Annotated in this window: 9 protein-coding genes; 4 read left to right on the forward strand and 5 right to left on the reverse strand. The window is 63.0% G+C overall.

Going from position 1 to position 16,797, the window contains the following annotated elements; translation table 11 throughout:
• Window positions 1–23: 23 nt before the first annotated feature.
• Complete coding sequence (gene gatB, locus AC4D6D_RS07365; RefSeq protein WP_491327096.1) at window positions 24–1,520, forward strand: Asp-tRNA(Asn)/Glu-tRNA(Gln) amidotransferase subunit GatB; 1,497 nt, start codon at window positions 24–26, stop codon at window positions 1,518–1,520.
• Window positions 1,521–1,598: 78 nt separating this feature from the next.
• On the opposite strand, the gene AC4D6D_RS07370 is transcribed toward gatB, so the two are convergent.
• The 3 genes from AC4D6D_RS07370 to AC4D6D_RS07380 form a co-directional block, all read right to left on the reverse strand.
• The gene (locus tag AC4D6D_RS07370; protein WP_147220046.1) at window positions 1,599–1,901 is read right to left on the reverse strand and encodes a hypothetical protein; all 303 of its coding nucleotides are present in this window, start codon (window positions 1,899–1,901) and stop codon (window positions 1,599–1,601) included.
• A 25-nt stretch (window positions 1,902–1,926) separates the two neighbouring features.
• Window positions 1,927–4,842: a M16 family metallopeptidase gene (locus AC4D6D_RS07375; RefSeq protein WP_491327097.1), complete on the reverse strand. Its 2,916-nt coding sequence runs from the start codon at window positions 4,840–4,842 to the stop codon at window positions 1,927–1,929.
• A 101-nt stretch (window positions 4,843–4,943) separates the two neighbouring features.
• Window positions 4,944–5,399 carry a nuclear transport factor 2 family protein gene (locus AC4D6D_RS07380; RefSeq protein WP_491327098.1) on the reverse strand — a complete coding sequence of 152 codons (456 nt, stop codon included), beginning with the start codon at window positions 5,397–5,399 and terminating at the stop codon, window positions 4,944–4,946.
• A gap of 299 nt (window positions 5,400–5,698) precedes the next feature.
• Between AC4D6D_RS07380 and clpB the strand changes: the two genes are divergently transcribed.
• Together clpB and AC4D6D_RS07390 are read left to right on the forward strand one after the other, a co-directional pair.
• On the forward strand, window positions 5,699–8,278 hold the full coding sequence (gene clpB / locus AC4D6D_RS07385) for an ATP-dependent chaperone ClpB (protein ID WP_491327099.1): 2,580 nt from the start codon (window positions 5,699–5,701) through the stop codon (window positions 8,276–8,278).
• 103 nt (window positions 8,279–8,381) lie between these two features.
• Window positions 8,382–8,912, forward strand: coding sequence for a hypothetical protein (locus AC4D6D_RS07390; protein ID WP_491327100.1), 531 nt, complete (start codon window positions 8,382–8,384; stop codon window positions 8,910–8,912).
• A 387-nt stretch (window positions 8,913–9,299) separates the two neighbouring features.
• Here AC4D6D_RS07390 and AC4D6D_RS07395 read toward each other — a convergent pair whose 3' ends face one another.
• A complete protein-coding gene (locus tag AC4D6D_RS07395; protein ID WP_491327101.1) occupies window positions 9,300–12,317 on the reverse strand; it encodes a TonB-dependent receptor domain-containing protein in 3,018 nt (1,005 codons plus the stop codon).
• 392 nt (window positions 12,318–12,709) lie between these two features.
• The gene (locus AC4D6D_RS07400; RefSeq protein ID WP_491327102.1) at window positions 12,710–13,261 is read right to left on the reverse strand and encodes a hypothetical protein; all 552 of its coding nucleotides are present in this window, start codon (window positions 13,259–13,261) and stop codon (window positions 12,710–12,712) included.
• A gap of 450 nt (window positions 13,262–13,711) precedes the next feature.
• Between AC4D6D_RS07400 and AC4D6D_RS07405 the strand changes: the two genes are divergently transcribed.
• Window positions 13,712–16,735, forward strand: coding sequence for a TonB-dependent receptor domain-containing protein (locus AC4D6D_RS07405; protein WP_491327103.1), 3,024 nt, complete (start codon window positions 13,712–13,714; stop codon window positions 16,733–16,735).
• Window positions 16,736–16,797 lie beyond the last annotated feature (62 nt).

Raw genomic sequence — 16,797 nt, forward strand, 5'->3', positions numbered from 1 at the left:
CGCGCAAACAGGCGAAAAAACCGATGAGCACTTATCGCATCCAGGGCGCTACCGGTGACTGGGAGGTCGTGATCGGCCTCGAAGTCCACGCGCAGGTCACCTCGAACTCCAAGCTGTTCTCCGGATCGGCGACGGCATTCGGCGCGGAGCCGAACAGCCAGGTCTCGCTGATCGACGCGGCGATGCCGGGCATGCTGCCGGTTCCGAACCGCGAATGCATCCGTCAGGCCGTGCGGACCGGCATGGCCATCGAGGCGCAGATCAACAAGTGGTCGCGCTTCGACCGCAAGAACTACTTCTACGCCGACCTTCCGCAGGGCTACCAGATCAGCCAGCTCTATCACCCGATCGTGGGCGAAGGCTCGCTGACCATCGAGGCGGACGAGAAGGCAGGCATCCCGGCCGACAAGGTGATCGGCATCGAGCGCATCCACGTCGAGCAGGACGCGGGCAAGCTGATGCACGACCAGCATCCGACGATGTCCTATGTCGATCTCAACCGCTCCGGCGTGGCGCTGATGGAAATCGTCAGCCGCCCGGACATGACCTCGCCCGCCGAGGCCGGTGCCTACCTGTCGAAGCTGCGCACGATCCTGCGCTATGTCGGCTCGTGCGACGGCAACATGGACCAGGGCTCGATGCGCGCCGACGTCAATGTCTCGGTGCGTCGCCCCGGCGAGGAACTCGGCACCCGTACCGAGACCAAGAACGTCAACTCCGTGCGCTTCGTCATGCAGGCGATCGAGCACGAGGCGAGCCGTCAGGTCGACGTGCTGGAAGCGGGCGGCAAGATCGTGCAGGAAACCCGCCTGTTCGATCCCACCAGCGGCTCCACGCGCTCGATGCGGTCGAAGGAAGACGCGCACGACTATCGCTACTTCCCCGATCCGGACCTGCTGCCGCTCGAACTCGACGATGCCTTCCTTGAGGCATGCCGCGCGAGCCTGCCCGAACTGCCGGACGCCAAGCGCGCCCGCTACGAAGGCGAGCTGGGCCTCTCGGCCTACAACGCCGCCGTGCTGACCGCCGATGTCGATACGTTTGCCTGGTTCGAGGCGCTGCTGGCCGAAACCGCTGCGGCGCAGGGCAAGCAGCCCGCCGAGGTGGCCAAGCAGGCGGCCAACTGGCTGATTTCCGAATTCTTCGGCGCGCTCAACAAGCTGGGCAAGTCGCTGGAAGATTCGCCGATCAGCCATGAGCAGGCGGCGGAACTGCTGGCGCTGGTGGGCAAGGGCACGATCTCCGGCTCGATCGCCAAGCAGGTTCTCGAAACGATGTTCGAGACCGGTGACAATGCCGGTGTCATCGTCGAGCGCGAAGGCCTGAAGCAGGAATCGGACACCGGCGCCATCGAGGCCAAGGTGGACGAGATCCTCGCCGCCAATGCCGACAAGGTCGCCCAGTACAAGGACGGCAAGGTCGCGCTGTTCGGCTTCTTCGTCGGCCAGACGATGAAGGCGATGGCGGGCAAGGGCAATCCGCAAGTGGTGAACGAGATACTCAAGGCCAAGCTGGGCTGATCCCGCCGCACGACTGAACAGAAAAGCCCCGGAAAGCAGCACGCTTTCCGGGGCTTTTCTTTGCGCCGAATGCTCAGGTCACGAAGTCTTGGTACCCGTCAGCGTCATCGAGCCGAAGAACCCGGCCTTGATCGTGCCGGTGAGGTCGGTGCCCTCCACCTCGGCCTTGCAGTCGAGGTCGATGGCCATCGGCGAGGTCATCTTCATCTTCCAGCTGAGCCGGTTGCCGTCGATCCGGCCCTCGCGCAGTTCCATGGTGCCGAGGTCGCCGGTGATCTGGCCGGTGAAGGTGTCACCTTCGGGCACGATGGTCAGCGTGCCCTTCTGGTGCCCCATCGGGGTCTTGGTCGAACATTCGTAGGTTCCGCCGAGCAGCGACATCGTTCTCTCCTTATTCTCGGACGTGTTATTCCTGGCCTTCCGGCGCCGCCGGAGCCGCGCGGACCTCGACCGGGATGCCGAGGCTCTTGAGCTGCGGTTCCACCACCTTGCGGTCGCCCACCACCACGAAAGTCAGGCCCTTGGGCTGAAGGTACTGCGCGGCGGCGCTGCCGATCGCTTTGGCGTCGATCGTGCGGTACTTGGCGGCGAGGGTGACATAGTAGTCTTCCGGGCGGCCGAGACGTTCGTTCTTGCGGATCGCGGCCTGCACGGCGGCGCCTGTCTCGAACTGATTGGGCAGCTGGCGGATCGCGCCTTCGGTCACGCGCTGGAGTTCCTCAGCCGTCACCGGCTTCGTCGCCGGGAAGGCGCCCATGTCGGCGATGATCGCCTGGATTGCCGCGCCGGTCTTGTCCGACTGGACCGGCGCCGCGACCTGCACCGAGCGCGGGCCGACCGGCTGCGCGACGCCGCTGCGCACGCCGTAGCTCCAGCCCTTTTCCTCACGCAGGTCCTTGTTGAGGCGCGAGAGGAAGCCGCCGCCGACGATGTCGCTGGCGAGTTGCAGCGCTTCGGTGTCGGGGGTCTTGCCGGTCATCGGCAGGACGCGCCCGGCCATGATGACCGATTGCGGCGAGTTCGGGCGGTCGATCAGGACGATGCGGTTGGCGCCGACGCTGGGCACGGCGGCGTCGAGTCGCTTGACGGGCCTGGGCGCGGCGGGGGCCCGCCACTGGCTGAAGGCACGCTCCAGCATGGGCTTCAGCTCGTCCATCGTTACGTCGCCGACGACGGTGATCCGCGCGAGGTCGGGGCGCAGCCACTTGTCGTGTGCCGCCTTAAGCTGGTCCGGCGTCAGCGCGGCGAGCGAGGCGGCATTGCCGAGGCCGTCGCCCGGCTGCGCGTAAGGATGCGTGCCGAAGAGTTCCGCGCCCAGCGAACGGGCGGCCAGTGCACTGGGGGTTGAGAGCGTCTGCGCCAGTTCGGCTTCGGCCTGTGCCTTGACGCGGGCCACTTCCGAAGGCGCGAAGGCGGGATCGCGGACGATCTGCGTCATGAGGTCGAGCGAAGGCGCGAGGTTGGCCGAGAGCGCCGACAGCGTCACGCTGCTGGTGTCGAGCGAACCGTCCACCGAAATGCTGGCGCCCAGGCGTTCCTGCGCCTCGGCGATCTGCGTGGCGTTGAGCTTCGAGGTGCCCTGGTCGAGCATGGCCAGCATCAGGCCCTGGGTGCCGGGGGTATCCAGCGCGTCGGCAGCGTAACCGGCGTCGAAGTCGAGCGAGAGCACCAGCTTCGGCACTGCGCTGCGGCGGGCGAGGGCGACCTCGATGCCGTTCGAGAGTGTCGCGTGTTCGATGGCCGGGAAGGTCAGCGCGCCGATCTGGCCGAGCGGCGGCATGTCGCGCTTGGCTCCGGCGGCGACGGCGGCGACTTTGGTCTTCGGGTCGGCCCTGTTCTGTTTGGTACCCGGTGCCGGTTTCTGGGCCTCGTCGCCCCAGCCACCGAGGGCATCGCCGCTTTCCTTGCGCGCGCCGGGTACGACGTCGAGCGCATAGACCGGGCGCGAGAGCCACTTGTTCAGTGCCGCCTTGATCTCGGCAGGCGTCAGCGCCGCCATGCGGGCGAGGTCCTGCTTGTACTTGGCCGGATCGTCCGAATAGACCTGACCTTCGGCCAGCGTCGCGCCCTTGCCGCTGAAGCCGCCGACGCGTTCAAGCCCGCCGATCTCGCCGGACAGGGTGCTGACGACGGCGCGGCGTACTTCGTCTTCGGTCGGGCCGTCGCGGAGGTAATCCGCCAGAACCTTGTCGAAGGCGGCGTCAGCCTTGGCGCGGTCCACGCCGGGCTTCACGTCCATCGCCATGGTCAGCAGGCTGAGCTGCTGGAAGACCTGCGCCGAAGCCGTCACCGCGACGGCAAGCTGCTGGCCGCGAACCAGTTCGTTGTCGAGCCGCGAACTGGCGAGGCCGCCGAGGATGTGCATGCCGATCTGGAGTGCGGGCGTATCGGCATCGTTGAGGCCCGGCGCGGTCCAGTTGCGGGTGAGGCGCAGCACCGGCACCTGATCGGCGATCTCGCGCTTGACCGGCGCGGCCAGCGTGACCGGATCGGCGGCCACCGGCTTGATATCCGGTCCGCGCGGGATATCGCCGAACCACTTTTCCACTTTGGGGCGGGCCGTGGCGGCGTCGATGTCGCCCGAGAGCACCAGCACCACGTTGTTGGGGCCGTAATGGTCGGTGAACCACTTGCGCACGTCGGTGAGGGTGGCAGCGTCGAGGTCGGCCATCGAGCCGATCGTCGAGTGGCGATAGGGATGGCCCACCGGCAGCAGGCCTTCGCTCTGGGCATATTCGAAGAGGCCGTACGGCTGGTTGTCGCCCTGGCGCTTCTCGTTCTGGACGACCCCCCGCTGCTTGTCGAGCTTGTCCTGGGTCACCGCGGGCAGCAGGTGGCCCATGCGGTCACTTTCCATGAACAGCGCCACGTCGAGCGCGCCGGTGGGCACGGTCTCGACATAGTTGGTGCGGTCGTACCAGGTGGAGCCGTTGGTGGGAGTGGAGCCTGCGGCTTCCAGCGGAATGTCGAAGTCCGGCACATTGGCCGAGCCGCCGAAGAACAGGTGCTCGTAGAGATGCGCGAAGCCGGTCTTGCCGCGCGGCTCGTTCTTGGAGCCGACTTTGTAGTAGGCGGTGACGCCGACGATCGGGGCCTTGCGGTCGGTGTGGACGATCGTGGTGAGGCCGTTGGCCAGCACGAACTTCTCGTAGGGGATGTCCACCTTGGCGACGAGGTCGGCGGGGGAGGCGGGGGCCGGGGCGTCCTTTCCGGCAGGCGCCGCTGGCGCCGAGGCCACGGTCGCGGTCGGCGCACTGGCGCAGGCGGAGAGGAGAAGAGCGGCGGCGAGCGCGATGGCGCTGGAACGAGGAGCAAGTCGCATGGCTGAAGGTCTAGCACGTTGTTCGGCAAGGGCCAGAGCTTCGATGGCTGGTAGGGACTTCGAAAACCGAAACCTTTTCGCAATGGCGAATGCCTGCCGGACTATCCCCGCTTGAAGATCTGCCCGGAATCGAACCGCGTGATCCGCCATTCACCGTCCCCGTCGCGGCGGCATTCCATCGTCACGTCGGCCACCGCCAGCGGATCGCAATACTTGTCGAAAGGACCGTCGCCCAGTGCGGCGAAGAACACCAGCAGGTACCCGACTTTCGCATGATCGGCGTCATCGAAGGAGACGCGAAGCGAAGTGATGATGTGGCGCATGGTCATGAGACCGGCGCCCGCGCGCATGGCATCGGCGCGGCCCTTGTAGAAGGCGTCCACTTCCGCCAGTCCCCGGCGCCAGGCCCCGCCGACATTGTAGGCCACGTCCTCGGCCAGAACGTCCGCCTGCCGCATCCGGAGGCCGTTGTGGATGTCCAGTTCGTCGCCCCATTCGTAGACGACCTGCTTGATCGCGAGCACGTCCGCCGCCTGCTGAGGAGTGAATTTCGCCACGTCGGATGCCCCTTTTCCATTTCTTCTCGGCCTTGTTCGTGAAAGGCTAGGCAAGGGTGTCCGTTGCGCCAAGCGAATGCGTGTCCCGCCACCTGTTCAACGCCCCGGCGACGTTTTCACGGCCCTAGCATTCGGCGCGGCGCATCCCATCTAAGGGCAAGCCGATTCCGGCTCTTGAGAATCCACGCTTTCTTCCCATTTGCACGCCAGTAACCCGCGGCGCCCGAAAAATATAACGGCGCGCCTTGTGTTGTAAATATGCAACACCATATGGTCGAGATCAGGAGGCAATTCAGACCATGAATCTCGAAAAATTCACCGACCGGGCCAAAGGGTTCCTTCAGGCGGCGCAGACCGTGGCGATCCGCATGAACCACCAGCGCATCAGCCCCGACCATATCCTCAAGGCTCTGCTTGAGGATAGCGAGGGCATGGCGTCCGGTCTGATCCAGCGCGCGGGCGGCAATCCGGCCTTCGCGCAGCAGGAAGTCGACAAGGCGCTGGCCAAGGTCCCGACCGTCTCGGGCAGCGGCGCGCAGGGCACGCCCGGTCTGGACAACGACGCCGTGCGCGTGCTCGATCAGGCCGAGCAGCTCGCCACCAAGTCGGGCGACAGCTTCGTCACGGTGGAGCGAATGCTGCTGGCGCTGGCCTTCGCCACCATGACCTCGGCCGGGCAGGCACTCAAGGCCGCCAACCTCACGCCGCAAGCGCTGGAAGCCGCGATCACGCAGCTGCGCGGCGGTCGCAGCGCCGACAGTGCAGGTGCGGAAAACGCCTATGACGCGATGAAGAAGTATGCCCGCGACCTTACCCAGGCCGCGCGCGACGGCAAGCTCGATCCGGTCATCGGCCGCGACGAGGAAATCCGCCGCACCGTGCAGATCCTCGCCCGCCGCACCAAGAACAACCCGGTGCTGATCGGCGATCCCGGCGTCGGCAAGACTGCCATAGCCGAAGGCCTCGCGCTGCGCATCGCCAACGGCGACGTGCCGGACAGCCTCAAGGACCGCCAGCTCATGGCGCTCGACATGGGTTCGCTGATCGCAGGCGCCAAGTATCGCGGCGAGTTCGAGGAACGCCTGAAGGCCGTGCTCGACGAAGTGAAGGGGGCGGACGGGCAGATCATCCTGTTCATCGACGAGATGCACACCCTGATCGGCGCGGGCGCTTCCGAAGGCTCGATGGACGCGGGTAACCTGCTCAAGCCTGCGCTGGCGCGCGGCGAACTGCACTGCATCGGCGCGACCACGCTCGATGAGTACCAGAAGTACGTCGAGAAGGACGCCGCCTTGCAGCGCCGCTTCCAGCCGGTCTTCGTGGGCGAGCCTACGGTCGAGGACACGATCTCGATCCTGCGCGGCCTCAAGGAGAAGTACGAGCTGCACCACGGCGTGCGCATCACCGACGGCGCCATCGTGGCGGCGGCTACGCTCTCCAACCGCTACATCACCAACCGCTTCCTGCCCGACAAGGCGATCGACCTCATGGACGAGGCCGCCAGCCGCATTCGCATGGAAGTGGAAAGCAAGCCCGAGGAGATCGAGAAGCTCGACCGCCGGATCATCCAGCTCAAGATCGAGGAAATGGCGCTCGCGAAGGAAACCGACGAGGCCTCCAGGGATCGTCTGGTCGCTCTTCGCGAGGAACTGGCCAATCTTGAACAGCAGTCGAGCGAACTGACCACCCGCTGGCAGAACGAGCGCGACAAGATCGCCGCCGAGGGCAAGCTCAAGGAGCAGCTCGACGCCGCGCGCGTCGAACTCGACCAGGCCCAGCGCCTCGGCGATCTCGCCAAGGCAGGCGAGTTGTCCTACGGCACGATCCCCTCGCTGGAGCGCAAGCTTTCCGAAGCCCAGGCCCAGGCCGATAACGCGCTCTTGCGTGAGGAAGTGACCGAGGACGACATCGCCGGTGTCGTCAGCCGCTGGACCGGCGTGCCGGTCGACAAGATGCTGGAAGGCGAGCGCGAGAAGCTTCTCAAGATGGAGGAAGTGATCGGCGCGCGCGTGATTGGCCAGAAGGATGCGGTCTCCGCCGTGTCCAAGGCGGTGCGGCGTGCCCGCGCGGGTCTTCAGGACCCGAACCGGCCGCTGGGTTCGTTCCTGTTCCTTGGCCCCACGGGCGTCGGCAAGACCGAGCTGACCAAGGCGCTGGCCGGCTTCCTGTTTGACGACGACAGCGCGATGGTCCGCATCGACATGTCGGAGTTCATGGAAAAGCACGCGGTCTCCCGCCTGATCGGCGCGCCTCCGGGCTATGTCGGCTACGACGAAGGCGGCGTGCTGACCGAGGCCGTGCGGCGCCGGCCCTATCAGGTCGTGCTGTTCGACGAAGTCGAGAAGGCCCATCCGGACGTGTTCAACGTGCTGCTGCAAGTGCTCGACGACGGCCGCCTGACCGACGGGCAGGGCAGGATGGTGGACTTCACCAACACCCTTATCATTCTGACCAGCAATCTCGGCAGCCAGTACCTGACCCAGCTTGACGAAGGGCAGGACGTGGACACGGTCGAACCGCAAGTAATGGAAGTGGTGCGCGGGCATTTCCGGCCCGAATTCCTCAACCGCCTCGACGAGATCGTGCTGTTCCACCGCCTCGGCCAGGAGCACATGGGTCCGATCGTCGATATTCAGGTGGCGCGGGTGCAGAAGCTGCTGAAGGACCGCAAGATCGTGCTCGACCTCACCGACGCCGCCAAGCGCTGGCTGGGCCGGGTGGGCTACGACCCGGTCTACGGCGCGCGTCCTCTGAAGCGCGCGGTCCAGCGATACCTGCAGGACCCGCTCGCCGAGAAGCTGCTGGCGGGGGAAGTGCCCGATGGCTCGCATCTGCACATCGACGACGGCGACGGCGCGCTGGCGATCGCGGTGGAATGATCCTTACGGATTCGAGCCTCCCTTGCTTGACCGCAGGGGGGGCTCGGTTACCGTGGTTTTACAACCTGGTGGCGAGTGTCATCTGTTCGGTCGGGGGTGCCAAATGAAAATGTCCGGTTTTATCAGTCGTTGCCTTGTTTCTGCGGCGTTTGTTTGCGTGGGTCCTAGTTTGGCAGTTGCACAGGAATTCTCGGAGGCATTCGTCCGTTGTGGCGATTTGGTCGAGGATGGCGCGCGCCTTCGGTGTTTTGACGCGCTTTTGCCCCAGGCGCGCAAGAGTGAAGCGGAACGCCATGCGGAGGCTGCTGCCGAAGCTAAGGCGGAGTTTGGCCTGACTCCGGTGCAGCGTAATGAAAGAGCATCGCGGGATGCCCCTGAAAAAGTGGCACGAAAGCAGGCTCTGAAGCAGGAAAGCGAGCGCGTCGAAGGTACTATTACGGCTCTGGATATGAATCCGTTAGGCGCTGTTTTCACCTTGGATAACGGTCAGGTATGGCAGACGACTTCCTTCGGAAGATTGTCGACGGTTCCCAGGATCGGTCAGAAGGTACTTGTCAGTTCCGGGCCGCTGGGCGGCTATCGTCTGAAGCTCGAGGGCAAGACCGCAGAAGTTGGCGTCAAGCGAATCAAGTAGCTTTCACAGGGGATAGGTGCGCTGAAAAGGGACTGGTTGCCGAACGTGCAGTCAGCCCCTTTTTCATATCAGCACGCCTGTCCCGCACAATGACTGTTGCGGTTGCGATTTTCCATCGCCTGGCGGGCTATTTCGGCCTCTTTCGCCCATTCGCCATTCGTCTTGCAGACGCGTTTAGGGATGCGCGACCCGACTTCCCGGACGGCACGGCATTGCACGGCATCGGGGTCTGGAGGCACTGGCACAGCATGTTCCGAGGCCGCGACGGGAACTGCGACGATGGCAAGTAACAGCGAAAGATAGCAACGCACTGGCGATCATCCTGAATTTATAAAAAAAGGGCAGCGATTTCTCGCTGCCCTCTCTTTTTAACCAATTCCGCTCGACTTAGAAGTGGAAACGGACACCGGCATAGAAACGGCGACCGAAGATGTCGTAGACGTCTGCAGCCGTATCCGAACCTGTGACGTTGAAGGTCGTTCCCGTGAGGATGTTCGGAGCCTTCTTGTCGAGCAGGTTGTCGATGCCGAAGTAGACATCGAACTTTTCGGTCGGCTTGAAGCTCATCTGGCTGTCCAGGTAGAACTGGGCCGGAACCGAAACGCACTTCGGTGCCAGATCGAATGCGGCGCACCAGCTGACGTCGTCTTCGTAGGACTTGCCGATGAAGGTGCCGGTGAACGACCAGTCGAACTTGTCGCTGGTGTAGCCGAGCGTCGCGGTGAAGCGATCGGCTGCCGTTCCGATTTCACCGTCCTGACGATCCAGTTCGCCGGGGAGGGCGTAGTAATCGTACTGGAACAGGTGCGTATACGCGATGTTGAAGTTCAGGCGGGCATCGTTGTTCAGGAAGTTGACCGGCGTGTACCAGCTTGCCGTGATGTCGAGACCCTGGGTCTTGAGCGTCGCGGCATTGACGGCGAAGTCGTTGACGAACTCCAGCGAGCCTGCGCTGTTCGTGGCCGTTGCCGTGGGACGACGGGTGATCAGGTTGCAGAGCGTTTCATTGCTGTTGTTGTAGCATTGGTCGAGGATGACGCCGCGACCGTACGTGGCAATGATGTTGTCGATCTTGATGTTGTAGTAGTCAGCCGTCAGCGTCAGCCTGCTGAGCGGGCCGCCCAGCGAACGCGGCGTCAGGACCGCACCGACCGTCCAGGAATTCGACTTTTCTTCCTTCAGGTTGACATTGCCGCCGTCGAAGCCGCTGACGCCCTGACGATCAAGCTGGGTGAGCGTGAATGCGCCATTGGCAGCGATGTTCGCAGCCACGCCGGGATTGGCGCGGCAGATATCGCCACGGGTGCCGCCACCGGTTGCAGTGATGCCTTCGCAAGGATCCTGCAGACCCGACGGGAAGGTCTGCGACAGACCGGAGTACAGTTCACCGATGTTCGGCGCACGCACCGCGCGGGCATAAGTGCCGCGGAAGCGGAGATCGTCGATCGGCTGCCACGTTCCCTGAACGTTGTAGCTGTAGATCGAACCGATCGTCGAGTAATCGGCTGCGCGGAAGGCACCGCCCAGTTCGAGCAGGCGGAAGAACGGCTGATCGCGGAGAATCGGAACCTTGACTTCCGCATAGCCTTCAATGACGTCGAAGCGGCCGTAAGTGTCGGGCAGCTTGTTCGAGCCGTTGAGACCCTGGTTGGTCAGGGCATCGTTGTCCTCGGAGCTTTCCTCCTTACGGTATTCAAAACCAACGGCGATGCCGAGCGGGCCGGCCGGCAGCTCGAACAGCGAGCCGCTGAGGTTACCCTGGACGACCTGCTGCTTGATGTTGGTTTGCAGCGACTGCTGGGCGGCGATGTATTCGATCGCTTCGGGGCTGATCGAACCCTTGCCAAAGATGTTGATCGGAACGCATCCGTTCGCCCGCGCTTCGGCGTTGATGCAGACCGTGTCGGTGGTCAGGCCATTGCCGTTGAGATCGTTGACGTCCGTCATCGCCGCCAAGGCGTTGCGGAAGTTGGTCACGTTGACCTGACCGTTCGAGATCTGGTTTTCGGTAACCTGACCATAGTTGTAGCTCAGGTCCCAATTGAACTTCTCGGCGAGCGTGCCCTCGAAGCCAACCACGAAGCGGAGGAAATCGCGCGTGGTCTTGCCGGTGCGGTTACCGAATTCGCTCAGGCGGCGAGCGAAGCCGATGTCGCGCAGGCCGTCGCCGTCGCCGTCAATTGCAGCGTTGACGATGGCGGTCGGGACCAGCGGGTTCAGGACCTTGCTGGTGGTGCCGTCGGCGCCGATCACATAGTTTTCGATCGGCATCAGGCCCGAAGACGGGAAGATACCCGTCGAACCGTCCGAGGAAAGCGCAAACGGTTCGATAATGCGCGAGGACTGCGTCTTGTTGTAGGTGCCTTCGAAGAACGCCGAGATGTTGTCGGTAAGGTCGTAGTGACCCACCGCTGCGATGGTGTAGCGCTGAACGGGCACGGCCAGGGTGCGGTAGTACTGGCGGTTGAACCCGGTCGGGCCGGTGCCGGTGCCGAGGGTGCTGGAGCAGCTGGTGCCGTTGGTCGTGGCGCAAGGCTGCAGAACGCCGTTGGGGCCGTAAGTGAACTGGTAGGGGTTGCCGGTTGCGGGATCGATGCCGACGGTGAAGCGACCCTGCTCGTTGAAGCCGGAATACTGCGGCTCAACCGGAGTGCCGTAGTCAGCCATGTCGCCGGTCAGCGCTGCCAGATCGTAATCGTCGATCCGGGTGTTCTTGCGCTGGCGCGAGAGTAGGCCCTTCTCGTTGGAATAGCCGAGGTGAACCATGATGTTGCCGCGACCGTCATCGAAGTTCGCGCCCATGGTCATGTTGGCCTGGTAGCGAATGTCGTCGCCGCGACCGGTCAGGCCGTACTGGGCATTGCCTTCGAGGCCCTGGAAGTCCTTCTTGTAAACGAAGTTGACGACACCTGCGACTGCGTCCGAACCGTAAAGCGACGAGGCGCCGCCGGTCAGCGTGTCGACACGTTCAAGGAACTGCGTGGGGATGACGTTAAGGTCGACCGTCGAGCTGCCTGGAAGGCTGGACACGACGCGGCGACCGTTGATCAGCACCAGCGTACGGGCGCTGCCGAGGTCGCGAAGGTCGATCGAGGCAACGCCGGTGCCCGAGGTCAGGAAGGCCGAATTCGTGCGGCTGAGCGTAGGGGTGCCGAAGATGGGACTCTTGAGCAGCACTTCCTGAACGTTCGTGACGCCGGACTGCTGGATACGGGCGCTGTCGACGATCTGCAGTGGCGCGTTCGAGCTGGTGATCGGGCTGGCGATGCGTGAGCCGGTGACGACGATGGCGGGACCTTCTGCGCCCGCTTCGTTAGCCGAGGCATCCTGCTGTGCATAAGCGGAAGTGGTGCACAATGCGGCGAATGCCGTCAGGCTCGTCGCGCCCTTCAAGGCCGACTTCATCAGGTTGTTTTTCAAGTTTCGTGTCCCTTGTTGCTTTCGTGCGCACGGCTGGAAGCGTGACCAGACCTACCGTGCACCCGGATGCGGTAATCTTCGTGCGCAGACGCACGGGATCACCATGGAGGGATTTCTCGCGCGGGGGGCGTCAGCTTTCAATCGTAAACACCCCAAGGGACGGAATTGCTCTGCGGGTTGTGGCTAAGATGCAACAGGCAAGCATCGCATTTCTAACGGGTTTTTTTAGGATTGCTAAGGTCAATCGTAACCATTTTGCCACAAACGGACTTCTGCAAGCGTTATCGGTTTTCCGATGTGTCTGCAGTGGGCTGTTGTCGGTTATTTTGTTGCTTGAAAGTTTTTGCTCTCGGCCGGGTCTGTTGAACCCTCTGGGCCTACTTGACGCGGCGCATCTTGATCGGGCGTTGACCGCGCACCGAAATGGTGAATGTCCCGAGTATGCCGCGGGTGATTTTAGCTTCGTTGCCAACCTTTGGGGAAAGCACGAAGTCGCGCGTGTCGTTCTGTTCCCAGGTGCTGCCGTCTTCGAAATCGAGCACCCAGCCCGACGCATTGCGGCGGGCGCCGCTGACTTGGGTAACGATTTCCTTCAGTTCGTCCGCTGAATCGGCGTTGCCGCCAAAGCCCATCAGTTTTGCGACCGGGGTGGCAAACCCGAATAGACCGCGCTTCGCGGTCTCGACGGCCTGTTTGTCGGCAATCACGATTTCGTGCTTGCTGGCGGCCTGCTCCAGTGCCGCGACCTGACGATCGAAGCAGGTCAAGCGGGCGGTCGAGTCCTGGATGTCGCGGCAGGCTATGAGTTCGCGATAAGCCTCGGGGCGATCCTGCCCGGATTCGGTCCCGGATTTGCCTTTGTCCCCGGCAAACGCGGCATGGGAAAGGAGCATCAGTGAAGTCGCCGCTGCCAGGTGTACCTTGCTCAACGCATTTCCCCTTGTTGCGATTCATCGCGATGTTGGCGGCTTGTCGTAGCAAGCGCTCCAGGGGCGCGGCAAGCCGGCTTGCAGAAGGTGCGACGACGTCGTGAGTGAGAGCGCTTTTGCAGCATTGCGATCTTCCGCCTTGCCGGCATTGAAATGATGTTGCGACAATGTCACGCATGCTGGAGAAATATTTCGGTAACCCTCTGTTGGAATCAGAGCGGAGCGAGAAGGTTTGATGCAGGTTTGTTGCGGATATGCCACAAGGCATCACCAATGTTGCGGGGCAACGATCAAAGCACTTTGAGCAAATCTGGCTTTGCGTAATGAAAGCGTATCTTCTGTCGCGCGAAATATCCTTACTGGGGCAACGTCCTTCGAAGGGCATGGCGCGTGCCGGGGAATTCAAGGCGTGGGAGTCACACCCTCGCCTTAGAAAAAAGGGACACACCAGTGAACAAGCAAACTCTTACCGCGCTGAAGGCCGGCGCAGCACCTCTGGTGCTCGGCTTCGCCTTGCTCAGCAGCGGCGCGCAGGCGCAGGACGCAGGCGCTGACGACAGCTCCAGCGGCGGCGCCATCGTCGTCACCGGCAGCCGCATCGTCGCCCCGAACCAGACGTCGATCGCACCGATCACCACCGTTTCCTCGCAGGACATCCAGCTTCAGGGCACGACCCGCACCGAAGACCTGCTGAACTCGCTGCCGCAGGTCGTCGCTTCGCAGAGCTCGAACCTCGCCAACGGCGCGACCGGTACGGCCAACGTCGACCTTCGCGGTCTCGGCCCGTCGCGCACCCTGGTGCTGATCAACGGCCGCCGTCTGATGACCGGCGATCCGAACACCACCACTTCGGCTGCCGACCTTAACTTCATCCCGGCCTCGCTGGTGAAGCGCGTCGATGTGCTGACCGGCGGCGCTTCGGCCACGTACGGTGCAGACGCTGTTGCGGGCGTCGTCAACTTCGTGATGGACACGGAGTTCGAGGGCTTCAAGATCGACGCCAACTACGGCGTCTACATGCACAACAACGACAACCAGTTCATCCGCTCGATTCTCGACAAGGAAGCGGGTAATCCGGACTACGCCTACCCGAAGGGCCAGACGGTCGGCGGCGGTCAATATGACATCACCGCGTCGTTCGGCACCAGCTTCGACGACGGTCGCGGCCATGCCACCGCCTATGTGGGCTATCGCCGTGCCAACCCGCTGCTTCAGGGCCGCCGTGACTACTCGTCTTGCGCGATCGGCGCGGACGATTTCGATACCTTCAGCTGCGGCGGCTCGGGCACCGCAGCTCCGGGCAATGCCAACTACTTCCTTCCGGGCGCTACCGGTGCGACCCTGAACGCGCTGGGCGCGGGCACGATCGCTCCAGGTGCCAACATCTACAACTTCGCACCGGTCAACTACTACCAGCGCCCCGACGAGCGTTACACGGCGGGCGTCTTCGCCGACTATGAAATCAACAAGGCCATCCATCCGTACATGGAATTCATGTTCATGGATGACCGCACCGTCGCGCAGATCGCGCCTTCGGGCGATTTCGGCAACACGCGGACGATCAACTGCGACAATCCGCTGCTTTCGGCGAGCCAGCAGGCGGCGATCTGTAATCCGTCCAATCTAGTGAACGGTTTCCTTGGCTCGTTCCCGCTTGCTGCGGGCGCGGCTTACAATCCGAATCCCGGCGCCGCTCCGATCGAATTCACGGATCCGGTCACCGGTGCAAAGTACAACCAGGCCTATTTCCAGTTGCTCCGCCGCAACGTCGAAGGTGGTGCACGCCAGAGCGATCTGCAGCATACTGCGTTCCGCACCATTATCGGTTCGCGCGGTGAACTGGGCAACGCTTGGTCCTACGATGCCTACTATCAGTATGGCCGCACCAATTACTCGCAGGTCTACACCAACGAGTTCTCGGCTTCGCGCCTCGCCAATGCACTCGATGTAGTTCAGACCGCAAACGGCCCTGCCTGCCGCGTCGCGGCGAGCGGGCAGGACAGGAGCTGCGTGCCGTATGACGTGTTCAGTGGGGCACCGATTTCACAGGGCGCGCTCGACTACCTTTCGGCAACCGGCTTCATGAAGGGCCAGACCTCGCAGCAGGTCGCCAGCGCCAGCTTCACCGGCCTGCTCGGTGAATACGGCATCAAGTCGCCGCTCGCTTCGGACGGCATCAACGTTGCTCTCGGCGCCGAATATCGCCGCGACGCGTTGGAGCTGAAAACTGACTACGCCTTCACCACCGGCGACCTTACCGGCCAGGGTGCTCCGACGCTCTCGACCTCGGGCAGCTACAAGGTCACCGAACTCTTCGGCGAAATCGACATTCCGCTGATCCAGGACAGCTTCGTCCAGAACCTGTCGTTCAATGGTGGCTACCGCTATTCGCACTACAGCATCTCGAATGGCCGCACCTTCAACACCAACACCTACAAGCTGGGTATCGACCTTGCCCCGGTTTCGGATATCCGTATCCGCGCCGGTTACAACCGCGCGGTTCGCGTGCCGAACATTCAGGAACTGTTCGCTCCGCAAATCGTCGCGCTTGACGGCAATACCGACCCCTGCGCCGGACAGACCACGATCTCGCCGGTTTGCGCCGCGCAAGGCGTCGTCGCGCAGACCCCACTCAACCCCGCAAGGCAGTACAACGGCCTGATCGGCGGCAATCCGAACCTCAACCCCGAGAAGTCGACCACCAAGACCATCGGCGTCGTCGTACAGCCGCGCTGGATTCCTGGATTGACTGCCAGTGTCGATTGGTTCGACATCAAGGTTAAGGATGCCATTCGCCAGTTCGGTGCAGACGCTATCCTTGCCGCTTGCCGTACCGGCGTTGCAAGCGCCTGTGATCTCGTCAATCGCGATCCGGGCGGTTCGCTGTGGTTGAGCCCCGATGGCTACGTTATCGACACCAACCAGAACGTTGGCGGTGTTCAGACGCGTGGTTTCGAGTTCAACGGCAACTATTCGACCGAAGTCGGCAATGCTGGACGCGTGTCGCTTAACTTCGTGGGTACGTTGCTTGACAAGTATAACGTCGACAACGGTTTGACCGAAGAATACGACTGCACCGGCTACTATGGTCCGACTTGCGGCGTTCCGCGTCCCAAGTGGCGTCACAAAGCCCGCGTGACCTATACCATGACCAATGGCGTAGGCATCTCGATGCAGTGGCGTCACCTTTCGCAGGCCAAGGTTGAGTTTCTCAACCCGTCGAGCTCGCTCGCCGGTGCGACCAACAGCCTGGATGACAAGATCAAGGCTCAGGACTACTTTGACCTGACCCTGACGGCTGATCTCGGCAAAAACCTGACCTGGCGCCTGGGTGCGACCAACCTGTTCGACAAGAATCCGCCGCTGGTCACGCAGGATGCGTGCGCCTCCACGTTCTGTAACGGCAACATCTATCCGGGCACCTACGATCCGCTGGGTCGTTATGTGTTCACCGGCATCACGATGAACTTCTAATCGTTTTCACGAACGTTTAGTCTCTGGCGGCGGTCTTCTCCTGGAAGGCCGCCGCCTTCTTA

The organism is Novosphingobium sp. BF6 (assembly GCF_058273105.1).

Coding starts and splice junctions, on each gene's coding strand:
- AC4D6D_RS07390 (WP_491327100.1), top strand. CDS start 8,382: ATGAAAATGTCCGGTTTTATCAGTCGTTGCCTTGTTTCTGCGGCGTTT.
- AC4D6D_RS07375 (WP_491327097.1), bottom strand. CDS start 4,842: ATGCGACTTGCTCCTCGTTCCAGCGCCATCGCGCTCGCCGCCGCTCTT.
- AC4D6D_RS07370 (WP_147220046.1), bottom strand. CDS start 1,901: ATGTCGCTGCTCGGCGGAACCTACGAATGTTCGACCAAGACCCCGATG.
- gatB (WP_491327096.1), top strand. CDS start 24: ATGAGCACTTATCGCATCCAGGGCGCTACCGGTGACTGGGAGGTCGTG.
- clpB (WP_491327099.1), top strand. CDS start 5,699: ATGAATCTCGAAAAATTCACCGACCGGGCCAAAGGGTTCCTTCAGGCG.
- AC4D6D_RS07395 (WP_491327101.1), bottom strand. CDS start 12,317: ATGAAGTCGGCCTTGAAGGGCGCGACGAGCCTGACGGCATTCGCCGCA.